Annotated in this window: 18 protein-coding genes; 7 read left to right on the plus strand and 11 right to left on the minus strand. The window is 46.6% G+C overall.

Features of this window, described 5'->3' with window-relative positions:
* The first annotated feature begins 48 nt into the window (after positions 1–48).
* The 4 genes from KJB05_RS14480 to xni all read left to right on the plus strand — a co-directional run bounded on the left by KJB05_RS14480 (position 49) and on the right by xni (position 6,432).
* Positions 49–2,331 (plus strand): tetratricopeptide repeat protein, encoded by a 2,283-nt coding sequence (locus KJB05_RS14480; RefSeq protein WP_208444811.1) that lies wholly within the window; start codon positions 49–51, stop codon positions 2,329–2,331.
* A 98-nt stretch (positions 2,332–2,429) separates the two neighbouring features.
* Positions 2,430–3,995, plus strand: a complete 1,566-nt coding sequence (locus KJB05_RS14485; RefSeq protein ID WP_208444812.1) for a GGDEF domain-containing protein — start codon at positions 2,430–2,432, stop codon at positions 3,993–3,995.
* 219 nt (positions 3,996–4,214) lie between these two features.
* On the plus strand, positions 4,215–5,591 hold the full coding sequence (gene ppnN / locus KJB05_RS14490; RefSeq protein WP_208444813.1) for a nucleotide 5'-monophosphate nucleosidase PpnN: 1,377 nt from the start codon (positions 4,215–4,217) through the stop codon (positions 5,589–5,591).
* A 58-nt stretch (positions 5,592–5,649) separates the two neighbouring features.
* Entirely contained in the window at positions 5,650–6,432 is a 783-nt protein-coding gene (gene xni / locus KJB05_RS14495; protein WP_208444814.1) for a flap endonuclease Xni, read from the plus strand.
* A gap of 78 nt (positions 6,433–6,510) precedes the next feature.
* On the opposite strand, the gene rlmM is transcribed toward xni, so the two are convergent.
* From rlmM to pomA, 7 genes are all read right to left on the minus strand, one after another.
* Positions 6,511–7,602 (minus strand): 23S rRNA (cytidine(2498)-2'-O)-methyltransferase RlmM, encoded by a 1,092-nt coding sequence (gene rlmM, locus KJB05_RS14500; protein WP_208444815.1) that lies wholly within the window; start codon positions 7,600–7,602, stop codon positions 6,511–6,513.
* Entirely contained in the window at positions 7,599–7,997 is a 399-nt protein-coding gene (locus KJB05_RS14505; RefSeq protein WP_005440144.1) for a DUF423 domain-containing protein, read from the minus strand. The genes rlmM and KJB05_RS14505 overlap by 4 nt, the downstream gene beginning before the upstream one ends.
* Entirely contained in the window at positions 7,987–8,610 is a 624-nt protein-coding gene (locus tag KJB05_RS14510; protein WP_208444816.1) for an alpha/beta family hydrolase, read from the minus strand. The genes KJB05_RS14505 and KJB05_RS14510 overlap by 11 nt, the downstream gene beginning before the upstream one ends.
* Positions 8,591–9,511: a transcriptional regulator GcvA gene (locus tag KJB05_RS14515; RefSeq protein ID WP_009705628.1), complete on the minus strand. Its 921-nt coding sequence runs from the start codon at positions 9,509–9,511 to the stop codon at positions 8,591–8,593. Before KJB05_RS14515 ends, KJB05_RS14510 begins: the two co-directional genes overlap by 20 nt.
* A 521-nt stretch (positions 9,512–10,032) precedes the next feature.
* Positions 10,033–11,481, minus strand: a complete 1,449-nt coding sequence (gene thiI / locus KJB05_RS14520; protein WP_032802606.1) for a tRNA uracil 4-sulfurtransferase ThiI — start codon at positions 11,479–11,481, stop codon at positions 10,033–10,035.
* A 200-nt stretch (positions 11,482–11,681) separates the two neighbouring features.
* Complete coding sequence (locus tag KJB05_RS14525) at positions 11,682–12,626, minus strand: flagellar motor protein MotB (RefSeq protein WP_005440148.1); 945 nt, start codon at positions 12,624–12,626, stop codon at positions 11,682–11,684.
* Between the two features lie 15 nt (positions 12,627–12,641).
* Positions 12,642–13,403 (minus strand): flagellar motor protein PomA, encoded by a 762-nt coding sequence (gene pomA / locus KJB05_RS14530; RefSeq protein ID WP_020196456.1) that lies wholly within the window; start codon positions 13,401–13,403, stop codon positions 12,642–12,644.
* 265 nt (positions 13,404–13,668) lie between these two features.
* Between pomA and xseB the strand changes: the two genes are divergently transcribed.
* The 3 genes from xseB to dxs are packed head-to-tail and all read left to right on the plus strand — an operon-like array spanning position 13,669 to position 16,702.
* Entirely contained in the window at positions 13,669–13,911 is a 243-nt protein-coding gene (gene xseB / locus KJB05_RS14535; RefSeq protein ID WP_208444817.1) for an exodeoxyribonuclease VII small subunit, read from the plus strand.
* Between the two features lie 21 nt (positions 13,912–13,932).
* Entirely contained in the window at positions 13,933–14,817 is an 885-nt protein-coding gene (ispA, locus tag KJB05_RS14540) for a (2E,6E)-farnesyl diphosphate synthase (RefSeq protein WP_208444818.1), read from the plus strand.
* Positions 14,818–14,836: 19 nt separating this feature from the next.
* A complete protein-coding gene (dxs, locus tag KJB05_RS14545; RefSeq protein WP_208444819.1) occupies positions 14,837–16,702 on the plus strand; it encodes a 1-deoxy-D-xylulose-5-phosphate synthase in 1,866 nt (621 codons plus the stop codon).
* Positions 16,703–16,791: 89 nt separating this feature from the next.
* Here the strand turns inward: dxs and pgpA are convergent, their stop codons facing one another.
* From pgpA to ribE, 4 genes are all read right to left on the minus strand, one after another.
* On the minus strand, positions 16,792–17,295 hold the full coding sequence (pgpA, locus tag KJB05_RS14550) for a phosphatidylglycerophosphatase A (RefSeq protein WP_054824367.1): 504 nt from the start codon (positions 17,293–17,295) through the stop codon (positions 16,792–16,794).
* A gap of 58 nt (positions 17,296–17,353) precedes the next feature.
* Entirely contained in the window at positions 17,354–18,319 is a 966-nt protein-coding gene (thiL, locus tag KJB05_RS14555; RefSeq protein WP_208444820.1) for a thiamine-phosphate kinase, read from the minus strand.
* A 78-nt stretch (positions 18,320–18,397) separates the two neighbouring features.
* Entirely contained in the window at positions 18,398–18,865 is a 468-nt protein-coding gene (gene nusB / locus KJB05_RS14560; protein ID WP_005440182.1) for a transcription antitermination factor NusB, read from the minus strand.
* Positions 18,865–19,335 (minus strand): 6,7-dimethyl-8-ribityllumazine synthase, encoded by a 471-nt coding sequence (gene ribE / locus KJB05_RS14565; RefSeq protein WP_005440184.1) that lies wholly within the window; start codon positions 19,333–19,335, stop codon positions 18,865–18,867. Before ribE ends, nusB begins: the two co-directional genes overlap by 1 nt.
* Positions 19,336–19,349: the final 14 nt, after the last annotated feature.

Below are 19,349 nucleotides of genomic sequence, written 5' to 3' on the forward strand. Positions count from 1 at the left end.
TTATTCAAAAACACGTAAATTACGACACAGTTCGAGGGAACGAAAAGGATGTTTTGGGACAGTTCGCGTCTATTTAGGCTGATTGGCTTTCTTTGCTTATTGTTAGCACAGCCACTTCACGCGACCATTTTATCTTCCGCTTTGCTTAATGAAGCTCAGCAACTGGCTGAGATCGACCCTGTACAGGCAAAGCAAGCGGCCAAAAACCACCTTTTGCAACGCGAACTGACAGAACGTCAAGACAACGGCAGCCCTTCTTCAATGTCTCGTGAAGAGACCGACCGAAGCATCCGCACGCCAAGCAGTACGATCGAAGCACACAAAATCATCGCGCAAGCCGACTACACAATGGGCAACATTCGCTCTGCCATCAACAACCTTGATGAAGCAGAACGCCTCGCCAACGAATATCAATTGCCGTACATGAATCTTGATGTGCAACTGATGCGCAACCAAATGATTTGGATGTACGACAAAAACTATGCAGCCGCAGAAGAAAAGCTCGACCAAATCGAAAAGCAGATTGAAGAAGCCAATCCAGTATTACAACGCACCGACAGTGTTCGTTATCGTTTGGTCATGCAACGAGCACTATTAGCCGCCAACAGTGGTGACAGCGTTAATGCCGATCGCTTGTACACAAAAGCGAAAACCATGCTGGAAGACAACCGTTCTGATCTGACTCTGATTGATTACCACACCGCCGTTGGCGAGTTTTATCTGAACGACAAGAAATACAACCTTGCCCTTTCTGAGCTGCTCTACGGTTACTGGCAATCCATTGAGAGCGATAGCGGCGCACGCCTTGCGAAAGTAAATCGCTTGCTGGCACGCCTGTTCCAAGAACGCCGAGTGTATGACAAGGCGATTGAATACCTCTCTCAGGCGGCAGATTATTACGACAGCTACCCAAGCTCACCGATTTTGGCCGACGTGCTAGAGCAGATGGGTGACATCTATTTCTACCAAGGCAAATTTAATCTGGCTTTGGTGCACTACTTCAACGTACTGGACCATGACAGCACCAGTAAAAACATCAACCGCATCATTAAGATTCGTCTGAGCCTAGCGGCCACTTACCTGCAGCTCTATAACTATGCATTAGCAGAACAATACCTAGACCGCTCAACCGATCTGTTGGAGTACGCAGACTTGCCTCAGCTGGAAGCCAAAGCAGCCTTGTTGCAGTCTGGCTTGGCGTACCATCAAAACGACAGTAAAGACGTCATTGAAAACGCTAAACGAGCGCTCGATTTAATTGAAAAAGCCCCAGATGATACTGGCTTTATCAAACAACAATCTTACCGCTTATTGGGCCTGGGCTATGAACAAGCTGGCGAGTACCAACTGTCATTACAAGCGTATAAGAAATACGCCAGCCTAGTGCGCTTAGAACAAAAGCAGCTTAACCAAATCAGTGAAGATGCGTTCCGCCAACAAAAAGAATTTGCCGAACAAAGTATTCATCACGTAGGCCAAGCTGAGAAATTGGCGCAAGTCGAAATGGAGCATCGCAAATTCCAAAAAATCTCGTTTGCGTTATTTATTACCGTCTTGGTCATGTTCCTGTTCATCATGCGTCGTGGCGTCATCAATCAACGCCAGACCGCTGAGATTGAAAAACTGCGCAATGACCTGTTCACCCACTCCCGCTCTCGTCTGCGTAACCTACGCATGTTGAATGTGAAATTGTCCCGCTCATTGAAGAAATCGAGTGACACCTTCGAGCAGTGGCAAATGGGTGAATTAATTCACGAACCTTTGAACGACCGCTTGCGCTTCGTGATGATCGATCTGCCATTCCTACGCAGCATGTACGTGCAGCATGGTTACAAAGCCGGCTTAGAGTTAGAACGTGCTTTTGGTGAGTTCCTAGCAGAACGTATTCAGAAGCCGACACGTTTGTACCATTTCTCCGATGCAAACTTGTTATACATCGAGCCAAATGCCGATCGAGACGCCTCAGCAGAAGCGACGTTCGAAAAATTCCAAAGCTGGGTAGATGAGTTCGCGGCCAAACACAACGTCAACCGCATCATCCGAATGGGCATCAGTGACTACCCATTCTTACCACGTGCATACACGGCAATTAACGATGAAGAATTACTCGATCTATTGCTTCTCGCCACACACATTGCGCGTGAAGTCAGCTTAAAAGATAAACACAGTCATTGGGTGTTCTTGAAGGCCATTGATAATGCTCCGGCAGCGAGCTTTGCAACCGGTGACATAAGGACTGCCTGCCAACACGCCATCAACCAAGGGCTAATTAAAATTCATTCTTCGTACAAGAATGAGGACGACATCAAAAAAATATTAAAAAACGGATAATTAACCAACGGTTGAGCGTGATCAGTGATGACGCTATAAAGTTTTTTGTTATTATCAAATAATCGTCAGTAGTACATGGACTTAACCGTAGTCACTTCATGGGAATCTTGGAATCCGATATTCAGTCGCAGCTTCATCAGCTGAGTTGTCAACTTGACCAACTCAGGCTGACTCATCGTGATACTTCGCTCAAATTTCAACGTGAGCAGCAAGTTCTTAAGCGAGTTGTGGCATCATTGTCTTCTGCTTGTCAGGGTTCAAACTCTCAAGTAACCAGCTACCTGCGCGAAATTCAGCAAGAACTGGAACATCAAAAAGATGTCAGTACGCTGATACCTCGCTTAGCAGTGCTAGAAAGAATGCTCAAACAGCAGTCTAAGGCGATGGAAAAACAAAACGGTTATCTCGACGAACAAATCAAACACAGTGGTGAAACGCTTCAACGTATCACCGGTTTGCCTGCGCAGCTAAAACGTGAATTGCGCAATCTGATGAGCTTTTCTGAAGTTCATGCAGGTAAGAAAGTTGACCAAGCAACCAAGCTACTAAGCATCTACGAGCGCGCGCTCAAGATCATCACTTCCAATTCTCGCCTTAACCTTGGTGAATTAGAACACGGCCCAGATAAGTCTCAACTAGAGTGTCTTGCAAGCGACTTGCAGCACACCATCACCGAACTCGATTTTGAAGGTGAGTCTGGCGACCAACTGTTGGATATCCGAGCTAAGTTGCTGTTGGGGGTTAACGCAGAATCTCTGATCGAACTGACTTTAAATACCCTCAAATTGGTCGTAGAAGCGACTAAATACGAGCGCAAATCATCAGAGCAGTTCTTAGAGCAGTTGAATACCTCACTGTCTAGCAATCTAAAGACGGTTCATCAGAACGTCGACCAGCATCAAACCTACTTTGAACATCGCCAAGAGCTGAACTCAGAGATGACCACTTTGGTTGAACGCAGCCAAGAATCTCTGGAACACGCGCAAGATCTCGAAGAGTTGAAAGGTGAAGTATCACCATTGCTGGCCAAGATGGCTTCTTTGACTGAGCGCTTAAGAATGACCGAAGAGCGCGAACAAGCCCTTCAAGAACGCTTAAGCTACAGCAAAAATCAGCTGGAAGCGGTATTTGAAACAACTCAAGACTACCGTCGCCGCTTGGAAGACCAAGCACAACGCATGCTGTTAGACCCTTTGACGAAGGTATACAACCGTGCCGCTTTCAATGATCGCTTAGAGTTGGAATACCGTCGTTGGATTCGCTCACAACAAAATCTTCGCGTGGTTCTGTTTGATGTTGATAACTTTAAAGCGGTTAACGACAGCTATGGCTACACCGCTGGCGATAAAGCACTCAAGATCATTGCTCGCACCATGAGCAAACGCGTTGCTGATACGGAAACCGTAGCTCGTTTCGGTGGTGAAGAGTTTATCTTACTCATCCCAGAGCAAACGGAAGAGTACACTCTTGAGCTGATGAAAAACATCCAGCGCGACATCAGTAAACTGCCATTTAAGTTCCGTGAACAGAACATCATGATCACCCTAACGGCCGTCTCTACTTGCTTTAAAGAAGCGGACAACCCTGAATACGTATTAGATCGCCTTGCCAATATGCTCAAAGACGCCAAGCAGCGCGGCGGTAATCAGGTGAACTGGGGTTAAAAAGCGTTTAAAAAACAACCAAACAAACGCTTTTTACGTCTTATTCTGTCATATTGCCTCAAATTTTCAACGGGTTATCACGTTTCTCCTCTTTTAGTCTGCTAAGCTGTTTAAACGCTATAAAACAAAGTCTGCCAACCACTGAGTAGAACGATACGTAAAAGCTAAGTAGGTGAGTTGGTTTATTCCCTCAAAAGAACGCATTAGCAAGGAGGCCTTATGATTACCCATATAAGCCCCGCAGGTAGCATGGATCTGCTATCACAACTGGAAGTTGAACGTCTTAAAAAAACCGCATCAAGTGAGCTTTATCTGCTCTACCGTAACTGTACACTTGCGGTCCTCAACTCCGGCAGCCACACCGATAACTCAAAAGAGCTATTAGACAAATACCTTTCGTTCGATGTTAACGTCGTACGTCGTGAGCGCGGTATCAAACTTGAACTAGCCAACCCACCTGAGCACGCATTTGTCGATGGTGAGATCATCAAAGGCATTCAAGAACACTTGTTCTCGGTTCTTCGTGACATCGTGTATGTCAACATGCACCTCGCGGATAACCAGCGTCTGAATCTCACCAATGCAACTCATATTACCAACCTCGTGTTCGGTATTTTACGCAATGCTGGTGCACTAACCCCGGGCATTGAACCTAACCTAGTGGTGTGTTGGGGTGGTCACTCGATCAACGCGACCGAATACCAATACACACGCGAAGTGGGTAACGAACTTGGCCTGCGTGAACTAAACATCTGTACTGGCTGTGGTCCGGGTGCGATGGAAGGCCCAATGAAAGGTGCGGCAATTGGTCACGCGAAACAGCGTTACAGTGAGCAACGCTACCTTGGCCTAACAGAGCCTTCAATCATTGCGGCTGAGCCACCAAACCCAATCGTGAACGAACTGGTGATCATGCCAGACATCGAGAAACGCCTCGAAGCCTTCGTTCGTATGGCGCACGGCATCGTGATCTTCCCGGGTGGCCCTGGTACTGCCGAAGAGCTGCTGTACATCTTGGGTATCATGATGCACCCAGAAAATGCTGACCAACCTATGCCGATCGTCTTAACCGGCCCGAAAGAGAGTGAAGCTTACTTCCGCTCAATCGATGCATTTATTGCCGATACATTGGGTGAAGAAGGTCAGAAACATTACCAGATCGTGATTGATGACCCTGCGGAAGTGGCGCGCATCATGAAGCGTTCAATGGAAGACGTTCGCCAACATCGTAAAGAAAAAGGCGACGCATACAGCTTTAACTGGTCGTTGAAAATCGAGCCTGAGTTCCAGCTACCATTCGAACCAACTCATGAGGCAATGGCAAGTCTAGATCTGCATTTGAACCAACAACCGCAAGTACTGGCTGCAAGTCTTCGCCAAGCCTTCTCTGGCATCGTTGCGGGTAACGTCAAAGCGGAAGGGATTCGAGAGATCGAACGCAAAGGTCCGTTCACCATCAACGGTGACCCAGCATTGATGACCAAACTCGACAAGCTATTGAAAGACTTCGTAGAGCAACACCGCATGAAGCTACCCGGCGGTACCGCTTACGAGCCATGTTACCGTATTGCCCATAAGGAAAATGGTGGTCGATAGATAACTCAGCTTTGGTTACACTAGGGGCATTACGCCCCTTTTTTATTGCTAAGTCATTATGTCTATTCATCTTGTTATCATTGATGCCCTAAACCTGATCCGCCGCGTGCACTCAGCGCAACCTGATCCAACTGACATAGCAAGAACCATCACTACTACCGGTAGAACCCTGACTCGCATTCTGTCTGAAGCGCAGCCGACGCATATTATCGCGGTATTCGATCACCACGAACAAGACCGCGGTTGGCGTGCAGAGATCCTTCCAGATTACAAACAGAACCGTAAACCTATGCCAGAACCATTAATGCAAGGCTTAGACGCGATTCAACAAGCGTGGTGGGAACAAGGCATTGATTCACTGTTGTCTGAAGGTGATGAGGCAGACGATCTCGTTGCAACCCTCGCAACCAAAGTCGCGAGTCACGGCGAAAAAGTCACGATTGTCTCTACCGACAAAGGCTACTGCCAACTGCTCTCCCCGACTCTGCAGATCCGAGATTACTTCCAACACCGCTGGCTAGATGAACCGTTTATCGAAAAAGAGTTTGGCGTAAAACCATCTCAGCTTGCGGATTATTGGGGTTTGACGGGAATCAGCTCAAGCCAAGTTCCGGGCATTCCGGGTGTTGGCCCTAAAGCAGCCAAAGAGATCTTAACTCAATTCGAAGACATTGAAGCCGCTTACGCGAACGAAGAACTGGTACCGAAATATCGTAAGAAGTTTGATGAACATATTGAGTCAGCTCGCTTATGTAAAAAAGTCGCGGCGTTGAAATGCGATATCGAACTCGGCTTTAACCTACAAGACATTCGCTTTACCGGACCAAATAAAGCGCAATAGCAGCCAACTTCAGACATTAAAAAAGCGCCTATTACAGGCGCTTTTTTGCTTCTACTCTATCGCATATCAATGCTTAGATTAGTGCGGAGAGATATTAGACAGGCATTGAATGTGAATCGTGATCTCTTCGCGGTCATGGTATAGGTGCTTCGCTTGCAGCTTGAATTTCACCTTGTTCTCAATCAGGAACATTTTTAGGTTTTCAAGATCTTGCAGCACTTCGTCGTAACGACCTTTCATTGGAAGCTTAAGGTTGAAGATCGCTTCTTTCGCCCAACCCTTTAGCAGCCATTGGCCCATGAGGTGCGCAACGCGTGCTGGCTTCTCAACCATGTCACACACAATCCAAGTAACGTTCTTACGGTCTGGTTCAAATTTAAAACCATCCACCATGTGGTGCTTGATTTGACCCGTTTCCATTAGGCTGTCCGCCATCATGCCGTTGTCCACACAGTGAACAAACATCGAACGTTTTACTAATTGGTAAGTCCAACCGCCCGGACATGCACCTAGGTCAACACCCCACATACCTGACGCTAAACGCTCATCCCATTCTTCACGAGGAATGAAGACGTGGAATGCTTCTTCTAGTTTCAAAGTAGAACGGCTTGGCGCATCTGCTGGGAATTTAAGGCGAGGAATACCCATAAAGAACTGCGAGTTGTTGCCCGGGTATGAGTAACCGACGTAACAATGACCCGGAGCCACAAAGCAAATATGCAGTACAGGCTTCTTCGCGTTGTCTTTGTTCCACATCAGACCTTTACCACGCATCGCTTGACGCATTGGTACCGTGAACTTACGGCAGAACTTCAATAGCTCTTTTGCTTCGTTCGTGTCTGGGGTTTCAATGCGCAGATCGCCACAACGTGGGAATTCTTCGATTTCTGACAGTTCAGCAAGAATTGGGCTGATGCGGTCGTCGCTTGGTAGCGCTTCAAACTCAGCCGCCACAGCAAACATCTGACGTGCAAAAATCAGGGCGCTAAAGTCCAAACCTTTAGCAAGCTTGTCTGCGTCTCCATCTTGGTAACACTCGAAGACAACATAACCTGAGTTTTTCTTCACACGAGAGAAGCCATACACTTCCAACTGTGTCGCTTTGTCCTGAATTTCACCAGCACACTCTTTCTCAAAGCCAGAACGGCAATAGAGCATTAGTTGTTTCACTTGGAGACCTCTTTGATATTAAACGCAGCAAAAAAGAACAGACACCAACCGATCATGAACAAGAATCCTCCCATAGGAGTGATGGGGCCAAACCACTTAATGCCCGTCAGCGCCAGCGCGTAAAGACTGCCGCTAAAACAAAAGATGCCGATGATAAAGCAAATCGCGGCGATGAAAAAATACTTTTGTGCTTTTTGTCCCAAATTCAACAGCAGTAAGATGGCACACAATGCGATAGCTAAAGTATGGATGAATTGGTACAAAACGCCGGTTTCAAACACGCCTAATAAATAAGGTGATAACTTAGCTTTCAAACCGTGTGCTGCAAATGCACCTAACGCCACCGAAGTTAAGCCAGAAAGACCAGTAAACGAGAGTAACCACTTACTTTTCACAGTTCACCTCTTTAATAAATGCCGCTAACTGCTCTACCGTCGAGGCAATGTTGCCTGCTTCTGTGTAACCCGAACTCTTGCGTGGCTTAAAGCTGTGGTCACCATCGGGCAAAAAGCGCACTTGCACTTGCTCTGACAACGCAAAGCCGTCAAATTCTTCGCGCTTGCCGAATGTATCGCGCTCACCTTGTAGAATTAAGGTTGGCTTTTCAATGTTGGCCAGATGCTCGCCTTTGTATTTCTCTGGCTTGCCTGGAGGGTGAAAAGGAAAACCTAAACAGGCAATACCCGCCACCAGCTCATTATCGGCAAGCAAGCTCGACATGCGCCCCCCCATCGATTTGCCACCAATAACAATAGGTTGAGAAGTAAAGTGAGTGATCACTTCTTCATAAGCTTCAAGAAGTTTCGGTGCACGATCGGGCGGACGCTTCTTGCCGTCTTCCGCTCGCTTAACCATGTAAGGAAAATTAAAACGCACCACGCGTATGCCCTGCTCAACTAATCCTTTGGCAACGGCAGACATGAAATCGTGTTCCATGCCCGCACCAGCGCCGTGAGCAAAAATAAATAGCGGTCCGTTTTCAGATCCCTCAACTATCCAATGGCTCATCCAATACTTCCTCTTGTTCTTTTCTTGCAGTGGCCAACATCCAGTCCCTAAACGTTGCGATACGTCCCATGTCCGCTTGCTGTTCGTGACACACTACATAGAAAGCATTCTTCGATACCAACACCTCATCAAATGGCGCAATTAAGCGTCCCGCTTCCATTTCAGGTTTGGCTAATACGTTGTTCCCTAGTGCTACACCTTGTCCGTGCGCAGCCGCTTGAAGCACCATGGTCGAGTGGCTGAAAATAGGACCATGATTTACATTGATACCTTCAATATTGTGCTGACGAGCAAACTGCTTCCAATCTTTACGAGAGGTGTCATGTAACAAGGTATGCAATTTAAGGTCACTTAGAGATTCTAATGGTTTGTTACCTAAAAGTAACGAAGGTGAACAAAGTGGGATCAAAAACTCTTGGTAGAGTTTATCGGCACGCAAACCAGGCCAATTACCGCGACCATAATAGATAGCAACATCGACATCATCGGTCAGTGAACCTTCGTCCATATCTACCGCTTTAATACGTACATCAATGTCCGGTTCTTGCGCGTTAAAATCAGCCAAGCGCGGAACCAACCACTGAATAGCAAAGCTTGGTGGCAAACTGATGGTCAATGCACCTTTTTCACTACGTTCCAATACCTTATCGGTCGCTTCTGCAATCGAAGTGAAGATATCTTTAATATCTAGGAAGTAACTTTGCCCTTCTTCAGTGAGCAAGAGAGAGCGATTTCGACGACGGAAAAGCTTCAAAGATAAGAACTCTTCTAACGCTTTTATTTGGTGACTTACTGCCGCTTGGGTAACGAATAGCTCTTCAGCAGCACGGGTAAAACTGAGATGACGAGCAGCCGCTTCAAAAACGCGAAGCGAATTCAACGGAGGCAATCTGCGAGACATTATGGGACCTCAAGTAGGATTAGTTTTTTTTATCTGAAACATTATAAAATGTCCGTTGCCGAACAGCCAGATAAATTCTATATTTCATCCCGCAACACGAGCCTGAACGGCTTGATTCCATTTGTGAATCAATTGGCTTCGTTGTTGCGATGTTGTGTTTGCAAACTCGTATTTCGAGTTAGGTAGATTTCTACCATATGTTTTGTCCACACTCCCTGTGACAAAACAGATACTTCCTGTATTTATTTTGACCTGTCTGTCAAATTTCTTGCACCGCCTTATTAGGCGGTGTTTTTTTATCTAAAAAATCTCACCTTCTTCTTCCTTCAGAAAATGTCATCAGCATCACTTTTGCATTCTCATTTCGGATTAATTATCGTTATATCAATACAAATTCCGAAGGATGCGATTGAGGTCAATCTTATCACTTCACAAAGAACAATTTTGCGTGTGCTAGAACGAAAAAAGCGCAAACTGATTTCTCAATTTGCGCTTTTGTGACTGTCTGTTTTACAACACGATTATGGGCGATAAACCTTCACGTTGTTGAAGCCTTGTTCTTGCAAGTAAAGCGCTTGCAGACGGCTCATCACACCACGGTCACAGTACAGTAGGTATGTCTTAGCTTGGTCTAGATCACCAAACTGAGTACCCAGCTTGTAGAATGGAATGTGTTTCACATCAACGCCATCGATTTCTAGTGGGCTATCGTCTTCCTCTTCAGGGCTACGAATATCCAATACGATTGCATCGCCTTCTACTGCTTGTACTTGCTCAACTTCTGGTGCCGCTTGCTCAGATTCTTTCGCGATGTCACGGATGTCCATCATGCGAGCTTCTTGAACCACTTGCTCAAGGATGCTGAAGTCGAATTTCTCTTCTTCTGCTTCTAGCTTGCCTTTCACCGCTTTCACAGTTGGCTTTTTAGAGATAACACCGCAGTATTCTGGCATTGTCTTCGCAAAGTCTTCAGTGCCGATTTCACGCGCTAGGTTGATGATGTCTTCTTTGTCCCAGTTGATAAGCGGACGAAGAATCAGCGTGTCTGTCACGTTGTCGATATGGCGTAGGTTCGTTAGCGTCTGGCTTGATACCTGACCTAGCGCTTCACCGGTTACCAATGCTTCGATCTTCATCTTCTGAGCGATCATGCCAGCAGCACGCATGAACATACGCTTCAGAATCACGCCCATTTGGCCGTCATCGACTTTCTCTAGAATTTCTGCCACTACTGGCTCGAAATCAACCGAGATGAAACGTACTTTTGCTGAAGAACCGTATTTATTCCATAGGTAGTGAGAAACCTGCTTAACGCCGATCTCGTGTGCTGGACCACCTAGGTTAAAGAAACAGTAATGTACTTTTGAACCACGTTTGATGTGTAGGTAGCTTGAAACACCAGAGTCGAAACCACCTGAGATCAGGCTCAGTACGTCTTCTTGTGTACCTAGTGGGAAACCACCTAGACCTTTATGACGCGCCAACACTTGGTTTAGCTTGTCGTTAGTCACTTCAACGTTGATTGTTACGTCTGGCTTGCTTAGCTTAACTCGAGCGCTTTCTACCGCTTGGTTAAGACCGCCACCTACGTAACGCTCCAGTTCAATAGAAGTAAAATCGTGTTTGCCACGACGCTTAGCGCGCACAACGAAAGTTTTACCTTCGATCAGTGAACCGCTTAGCTCCAACACTTGCTCGAAGATGTCGTGCAAGTCTTTGAATTCGGTTTGTTTTACTTCAAGAATGTGGTGAATACCTGGCGTGTGCGTCAGGATTTCTAAAACTTCAGCGTGAAACTCGTCACTCTCAGAGGTCACTTCAATGTGATCACGACGGTTGAATACCGCGACAGATTCCGTACGGCTCTTAACGATGTTACGAATGTTGCACTCTAAAATCTTTGTGAAGCGCTTACGCACAGATTCACTTTTTACAAAAATTTCTGGATGGGGCTTTACAATAAATTTCATAGTCTAGTTCGCAGGTTAGGTTCGCAATCAACAATGAGTGATAACTCCGCACTAGGTGTTCATACGCAACAACATCATGAGTTGTTCACACCCAGCTTTGTGAGCTCACTTTTAAAGGCGCAAGATTATACACCCAAGCGAAATGGAAAGACAAAAAAAGCGAGCCAACGCTCGCTTTTAGTATAAGAACAAATGTTCGGTTATTGAATTACTGGCACTTCTTCACTGTAGAGTGGCTCGCCTTGCATGATGCTGATTTCAACGCGGCGGTTTAGTGCTCGGTTTGCATCAGAATCGTTTGGAGCCAATGGCTCAGTATCCGCCATGCCACGCACACGTAAGCGTTGATGCGAGAACCCCCTAACCTTCTCCATTTCTTGAGCAACCGACACCGCACGTTGCGATGACAGATCCCAATTGGAACGGTACAGTTCAGAATCCAGCGGTTGGTTATCCGTATGACCTGATACTCGAACAATACCCGGGACATCTTTGACCAGTTCCGCGATTTGACGCACTAACGGTCTAAACTTCGGTTGTAAGAACGCAGAACCCTCTGGGAAAGCGCCTTTCTCACGCATTCGAATCACGATCTGCTGCCCAAGGTTTTCGACTTCTATAGCCCCTTGCTCAATCTCTCGCTCCAACGCTTTCTTGATGCTTTCCATCAAGGTGTCCATCTCTTGCGAAGTTTGCTCAGACTGCTGCTGTTGCATGTCTGATTCCGCCGATTGGTTGTTTTGCGTTGACGTTTCTGGTGATTGACCACCGGTTAACTTACCTTGGTCGCGCTTAGTGCCACCCGCTCGGTCAGATTCCCCCTCGTGAAATTCTAACGTCTGCTGGGTGATGTCCATGGTCTGCTGCATGATGACATCAATTGGCGTTGGCTCCGGGCGACCCGGTCTAAACTCTTGGGCAATGATGCTGGTGCCTTTTGGAATGTCCTTCACCTCAAGTTGGTTCTGAACACCAAAAGCGAACTTCATTGAGCCTGCAATCTGCTTGAACTTCAGTACGTCCATTTCCGAAAACGAAAGCAGCAGTACGAAGAAACACATCAGCAATGACATCAAATCAGCAAATGTCCCCATCCACTGGGGGAGGCCGGGTGGCGGACAATCACATTTATTATCTTCATCCATCAGATGACCTCCAGATTAGTCGTCAATCTCAAGGGCGCGTTTGCCCTCGTTGAGGTAGTTCTTCAGGTAACTATCGATAACTCGCGGGTTTTGACCATCTTGAATGGCAAGCACTCCATCCATGATCAAACGACGGTTTAACGTTTCTTGATCACGTCGCAGTGACAATTTGTCCGCAATCGGGAAAAACAGCATGTTAGAAAGCACCGCACCGTAAAGCGTGGTCAACAAGGCAACCGCCATCGCAGGACCGATCGCTTTTGGGTCATCCATATTCGAAAGCATGGCAACCAGACCAACTAACGTACCAATCATCCCCATCGCTGGCGCTACATCGCCAAATGCGCGAAATACACCAGTACCTTGAGTGTGACGTTCGTCAGTTAGCGCGATGTCTTTTTGTAGCGCGGCTCGCACCACGTCTGCATCATGGCCATCCACCAACAAATCGATGCCTTTTTGCATAAAGCTGTTGTTGATTTCCATCTCTTCTAAAGCAAGGAAGCCGCCTTTACGTGCTGCGTCAGCCATTTCTACAATCTTCGCGATCAAGTCTTCCGGCTCGTCCGCTTTAAACATGAATGCTTTGCCCGCAATTTTGGTTGCGCCGAAGAACTGCCCTATGGTGAACTTCATCAATACTACAAACGTTGAACCACCAACGACGATTAGGATTGAGGTGACGTCGATGAACATGCCGATGCTGCCACCTAGCACCATCGCCATGATGACGAATGCAAAACCACCAATCAAACCTATTAGGGTTGCTAAATCCACAAAGCACTCCTCTCGCTATACTCAAATATTGCCTAGTCAGGCGAATTATTACTTGTATCGACAACTAGAACAGTTTTTTTAGAAAAATCTTGGTCAATACATCACAAAATGATCGTTTAGGCTCGAACTAAATGATCGAGATTGTCTTATCAGACCCGTTGAGCGCTAATTTTGTGACAATTATGTAAGGTTAAATTTGACCAACTTAGTAGGCTAAGGTAACTTGCGTGCATTCTATTAGAGGCTTGATTAAGGCAGATAAAAGATGGCGGTCAAGAAACCAGAAAACATGACCTTCGAAGCGACCATTGAAGAGCTAGATAGCTTGGTTGATCAACTAGAGAATGGCGATCTTGCCCTAGATGATGCTCTACGTAAATTTGAACGTGGCATTACACTGGCTCGTGCTGGTCAAACTAAACTGAGCGACGCCGAACAGCGCGTAAGCATTCTTCTTAGCGAAGATGATGAAGCACCACTGAGTGACTTCAACCCTGAGTCAGAATAATAATCAGTAGTGAGCAATGTGATGCAAGAGACATTGACGTCTTATCAACAAAGAAATAACCAACAATTAAACCTGTGGCTGGAGCAACTTCCTCATCAAGAACAGCCGCTGATTCAAGCGATGAAATACGGCCTGTTGCTAGGTGGAAAACGTGTTCGTCCATTTCTTGTTTACATCACAGGTCAAATACTGGGTTGTAAGCCAGAAGATCTCGACACTCCCGCATCTGCGGTTGAGTGCATTCACGCCTACTCTCTTATCCATGACGACCTGCCTGCGATGGATGATGATGAACTGCGCCGTGGACAACCTACTTGCCACATCAAATTTGATGAAGCGACAGCGATTCTCACTGGCGACGCACTCCAAACTCTTGCCTTTACTATCCTTGCAGAAGGTGAACTGAATCCGAACGCTGAAAGCCAGCGTATAAAAATGGTACAGGCACTGGCGCAAGCGTCTGGCGCGAGCGGCATGTGTCTTGGACAAGCGTTGGATTTAGGTGCAGAAAATCGTCGTGTTTCTCTCGCAGATTTGGAAGAAATTCATCGCAATAAAACCGGAGCGCTGATTAACTGTGCGGTAAAATTAGGTGCTTTAGCCGCTGGTGAAAAAGGCCTAGAAGTTTTGCCACACTTAGAACGTTATTCAAAAGCGATCGGTCTGGCGTTTCAGGTTCAAGACGATATTCTTGATATCATCAGTGACACTGAAACACTGGGTAAGCCTCAAGGTTCAGACCAAGAGTTGAACAAGAGCACTTATCCATCGTTGCTGGGTTTAGAGGGAGCAATGGAGAAAGCTCACACTCTGCTACAGGAAGCGCTTCAAGCATTGGAAGCAATCCCATACAATACTCAGTTACTCGAAGAGTTCGCCCGATATGTCATCGAGCGCAAGAACTAAACTATAAGCGCGCATTTATATGACTCTTGATATTTCAAAGTACCCAACACTGGCGTTAGCAAATACACCGGAGGAGTTGCGTCTTCTTCCGAAAGAAACATTGCCGACTTTGTGCGATGAACTACGCACGTATCTGCTAAATTCAGTGAGTCAGTCTAGCGGACACTTAGCGTCTGGCTTAGGCACGGTAGAGCTAACCGTAGCTCTGCATTATGTTTACAACACCCCTGTTGACCAGTTGATCTGGGACGTGGGCCATCAGGCTTACCCACACAAGATTCTCACTGGTCGTCGTGATCAGATGCCAACTATCCGTCAGAAAGACGGTCTTCACCCATTCCCATGGCGTGAAGAGAGCGAATACGACACCCTTTCTGTTGGTCATTCCTCAACTTCTATCAGTGCTGGTCTTGGCATGGCCATCAGTGCGCAAAAAGAAGGTGAAGGTCGTAAAGTCGTGAGTGTGATTGGTGATGGTGCGATCACAGCAGGTATGGCATTTGAAGCCATGAACCACGCTGGTGACGTTCATCCGGACATGCTAGTGATTCTGAACGACAACGAAATGTCGATCTCAGAAAACGTCGGCGCACTGAACAACCACCTTGCTAAAGTGCTTTCTGGCAGCTTGTACACTTCTATCCGTGAAGGCGGTAAGAAAGTGCTGTCTGGCGTTCCACCAATTAAAGAGTTGGTGCGTCGTACTGAAGAGCATCTAAAAGGCATGGTGGTACCAGGAACTCTGTTTGAAGAGCTTGGCTTTAACTACATCGGCCCAATCGACGGTCACGATGTCAATGAGCTCGTCAAAACGCTGAAAAACATGCGTGAGCTAAAAGGTCCTCAATTCCTGCATATCATGACCAAGAAAGGTAAGGGTTATGAGCCAGCAGAGAAGGATCCGATCGGCTACCACGGCGTACCAAAGTTCGACCCATCACATAACAGTTTGCCGAAGAGCAGTGGCGGCAAGCCAACCTTCTCTAAGATCTTTGGTGACTTCCTATGTGATATGGCCGCTCAAGATCCTAAGCTAATGGCAATCACACCAGCGATGCGTGAAGGCTCTGGTATGGTTCGCTTCTCGAAAGAGTACCCAAGCCAATACTTCGATGTTGCCATCGCAGAGCAGCACGCTGTGACGCTTGCTACCGGTATGGCAATTGCAGGTGATAGCCCAATCGTTGCGATCTACTCAACCTTCCTACAGCGTGGTTATGATCAACTGATCCACGACGTTGCGATTATGGACTTGCCGGTGATGTTCGCTATCGACCGTGCTGGTCTGGTTGGTGCCGATGGTCAAACTCACCAAGGTGCGTTCGACTTAAGCTTTATGCGTTGCATTCCGAACATGGTGATCATGGCACCAAGCGACGAAAACGAATGTCGCCAGATGCTGTACACAGGCCATAAGCATACAGGCCCAAGTGCCGTTCGTTACCCACGCGGTAGCGGTATGGGCACAGAAATCGAAAAAGACTTCACTGCACTTGAAATCGGTAAAGGTCGTATCGTTCGTAAAGGTGAAAAAGTGGCGATTCTAAGCTTCGGTACCTTCTTAGGTAACGCGCTAGAAGCGGCTGAAAACCTAAACGCAACGGTAGCAGACATGCGCTTTGTAAAACCACTTGATGAAGCCTTGATTCGTCAACTAGCCGCTGAGCACGATGTTCTGGTTACGCTAGAAGAAAACGCGATTGCAGGTGGTGCTGGCGCGGGTGTGATTGAGTTTATGATGAAAGATAAAATCATCAAGCCTGTACTCAACCTTGGCTTGCCAGATCGCTTCGTTCCTCAAGGCACACAAGACGAGCTACACGAAGAGCTTGGCTTAGATGCGAAAGGCATCGAGAAGTCGATCAACGATTACTTAGCCAAGTAAGCGAACGAATTACAACGAAGTAAATAAAGAAAAGGGATGCCGTGGCATCCCTTTTGTTTATCTGTCGATTTAGGGCTTAAAGATAGGTATTACATCCAACCTGCGTATTTCGCCACTAAGAACAGTGCGATACCCGCCATAATGCCCGCCACGATATCATCAATCATGATACCTAAGCCGCCGTGAACACGTTTATCTAACCAACCGATTGGCCATGGTTTTACCATGTCAAAGAAGCGGAACAAGATGAAACCGGTGAGTAACCATTTCCACTCTGTTAGCGGAATATTCAATGCAGGTACTAAACTCATGGTGATCCAAAAACCTGCAAATTCATCCCACACGATCGAGCCATGGTCGTGCACACCCATATCATCGGATGTCACCTGACAAATTTTAATGCCAACCAAACAAGAGACAAGCACAACAACCACATAAATAGGGAAAGGCAATTGAGCAAGCAACAAGAACAATGGAACCGCCGCAAGCGTCCCCATGGTGCCGGGAACAACAGGCGATAAGCCGCTACCAAAACCTGTCGCTAATAAGTGCCACGGGTTCTTTAATGAAATCAGAGAGAGAGGGTTGGTCATTTCCTTTAAACCTATACTGCGAGTTTGGTTTCAATCTTAGGCTAGAGCCTAGCTCAGATCATTTGAAGTGGTCAAAGCCACTGAGATCCCAATCAAGAGGTTGATTGTTATCATGCAGCTCGAACGTACCTTTTGGTCGTATCTGACCAATGCACGTTACTTTACACCCAGTGTGCGACAAAGCACTTTTTAGTGAGCCATGGTTTTGTTCTGGCACGGTAAAGCACAGTTCGTATTCTTCACCACTGGATAAAGCATACTGCTCCGCGCTCACCTTATCATCTAAAAACTGAACCAATTCTGAAGATATTGGCAGTTGGGAAACATCCAAACTGACTCCAACCTCGGAACGCTTAAGAATGTGTTTAATATCAGAAATCAAACCATCAGAGATATCAATCGCTGACGACGCGAGTCCAACTAACGCTTGCCCTGCTAAAACTCGAGGCGTACTGAGATAATGTGCCTTCTCTAACTCAGGCGCAGCAACTCGAGTGCGTAATGTGTTATCGAGCACAACATCGAGCCCCGCTTTCGCATCACCAAGGTTACCCGTCACGTAAACCCAATCTCCGACTTTTGCACCTGAGCGAGTAAGAGCTTTACCCTCAGGTACAAAACCTTGCACCGTCAAGGTTAGACTTAATGGCCCCTTTGTCGTGTCACCGCCAATTAACTGAATCCCGAAGTAATCAGCTAGGTCAAAAAACGCATCACAGAAAGGCGCTAACCATGCTTCGTCAGGCTCTGGCATCGTCAATGCAAAACTGACCCAAGCCGGCGTTGCTCCCATTGCCGCTAAATCACTGATATTAGAGGCAAGCGCTTTGTGAGCGACCCAAGCAGGATTCGCCTCTGCGAGAAAATGAGTCCCCGCCACCAGCGTATCGGTACTAATAGCTATCTGCACATTCGCAGGCGCCTTTACTAACGCACAATCGTCACCTGCAGCGAGGTGTACGTCTTTACGCTGGCTTTGACGCCCAACAAAATACTTATCGATTAAACTGAATTCACCAGACATTGTTCACTGACTTTTTGATGTAAAAGTTTTTGATACAAAAAAGGTCAGCATGTGCTGACCTTTTTAATGAAGAAATCGTTATTTCTTACGTACGTGTGGCGCCGCTTTATCTAGCACACCATTCACAAATTTGTGGCTGTCTTCTGCCGCGAATACTTTAGCAAGTTCAATCGCTTCGTTGATTACCACTTTGTAAGGAACATCTTCGCGACGAGTCATCTCGTACATAGCAAGGCGAAGAAGAGCAAGTTCCATCATGTCTAGGTCCTGCATTGGACGAGACACGTATGGACGGATTTTGCTATCTAGCTCAGAGTGGCTAAGTACAACACCGCTTAGTAGTTCACGGAAGTAAGCTACGTCTGTTTCTGGAGCAGCTAGTGCAGGCTCAGATGCGTGAAGTTCTTCTTCATCGTATTTGTCGCCAGACAAAAACTGTTCTTCGATCGTGGCAACATTGTCTTTAGTAATTTGCCATGAATAGATCGCTTGTAGCGCGAATTGACGTGCGTTACGACGTGCGGCTGGTTTCACACTGGCCCCCATTAGGAATCAATTTCAGATAGTACATTAATCATTTCAAGTGCGCTTAGTGCAGCCTCTGCACCTTTATTACCAGCCTTGGTTCCTGCGCGTTCAATCGCTTGATCGATAGTATCAACAGTCAATACGCCAAATGCTACTGGAAGGCTGTATTCCAGAGAAACTTGTGCAAGACCCTTGTTACATTCACTACAAACATAATCAAAGTGTGGAGTACCGCCACGAATTACTGTACCTAGAGATACGATAGCATCGTACTTACCAGTTTTAGCAACACGTTGAGCTACTAGAGGTAGTTCTACGGCACCTGGACAACGAACAACAGTGATGTTGTCTTCGCTTACTTGTCCGTGACGCTTTAGTGTATCGATCGCACCAGAAAGTAGGCTTTCGTTAATAAAACTGTTGAAACGAGAAATAACGATAGCAATTTTTGCATTTGGCGCTGGGAAGCCACCCTCGATCACTTTCATAAGCTTTCCTTTAA

The organism is Vibrio sp. B1ASS3 (genome assembly GCF_905175355.1).
Taxonomy (GTDB): domain Bacteria; phylum Pseudomonadota; class Gammaproteobacteria; order Enterobacterales; family Vibrionaceae; genus Vibrio; species Vibrio owensii.

What these genes read in the sequence shown, in the direction of transcription:
- KJB05_RS14480 (WP_208444811.1), top strand. Translation starts at nt 49, where the DNA reads ATGTTTTGGGACAGTTCGCGTCTATTTAGGCTGATTGGCTTTCTTTGC.
- KJB05_RS14485 (WP_208444812.1), top strand. Translation starts at nt 2,430, where the DNA reads ATGGGAATCTTGGAATCCGATATTCAGTCGCAGCTTCATCAGCTGAGT.
- ppnN (WP_208444813.1), top strand. Translation starts at nt 4,215, where the DNA reads ATGATTACCCATATAAGCCCCGCAGGTAGCATGGATCTGCTATCACAA.
- xni (WP_208444814.1), top strand. Translation starts at nt 5,650, where the DNA reads ATGTCTATTCATCTTGTTATCATTGATGCCCTAAACCTGATCCGCCGC.
- KJB05_RS14510 (WP_208444816.1), bottom strand. Translation starts at nt 8,610, where the DNA reads ATGAGCCATTGGATAGTTGAGGGATCTGAAAACGGACCGCTATTTATT.
- KJB05_RS14515 (WP_009705628.1), bottom strand. Translation starts at nt 9,511, where the DNA reads ATGTCTCGCAGATTGCCTCCGTTGAATTCGCTTCGCGTTTTTGAAGCG.
- thiI (WP_032802606.1), bottom strand. Translation starts at nt 11,481, where the DNA reads ATGAAATTTATTGTAAAGCCCCATCCAGAAATTTTTGTAAAAAGTGAA.
- KJB05_RS14525 (WP_005440148.1), bottom strand. Translation starts at nt 12,626, where the DNA reads ATGGATGAAGATAATAAATGTGATTGTCCGCCACCCGGCCTCCCCCAG.
- xseB (WP_208444817.1), top strand. Translation starts at nt 13,669, where the DNA reads ATGGCGGTCAAGAAACCAGAAAACATGACCTTCGAAGCGACCATTGAA.
- ispA (WP_208444818.1), top strand. Translation starts at nt 13,933, where the DNA reads ATGCAAGAGACATTGACGTCTTATCAACAAAGAAATAACCAACAATTA.
- dxs (WP_208444819.1), top strand. Translation starts at nt 14,837, where the DNA reads ATGACTCTTGATATTTCAAAGTACCCAACACTGGCGTTAGCAAATACA.
- pgpA (WP_054824367.1), bottom strand. Translation starts at nt 17,295, where the DNA reads ATGACCAACCCTCTCTCTCTGATTTCATTAAAGAACCCGTGGCACTTA.
- thiL (WP_208444820.1), bottom strand. Translation starts at nt 18,319, where the DNA reads ATGTCTGGTGAATTCAGTTTAATCGATAAGTATTTTGTTGGGCGTCAA.
- nusB (WP_005440182.1), bottom strand. Translation starts at nt 18,865, where the DNA reads ATGGGGGCCAGTGTGAAACCAGCCGCACGTCGTAACGCACGTCAATTC.
- ribE (WP_005440184.1), bottom strand. Translation starts at nt 19,335, where the DNA reads ATGAAAGTGATCGAGGGTGGCTTCCCAGCGCCAAATGCAAAAATTGCT.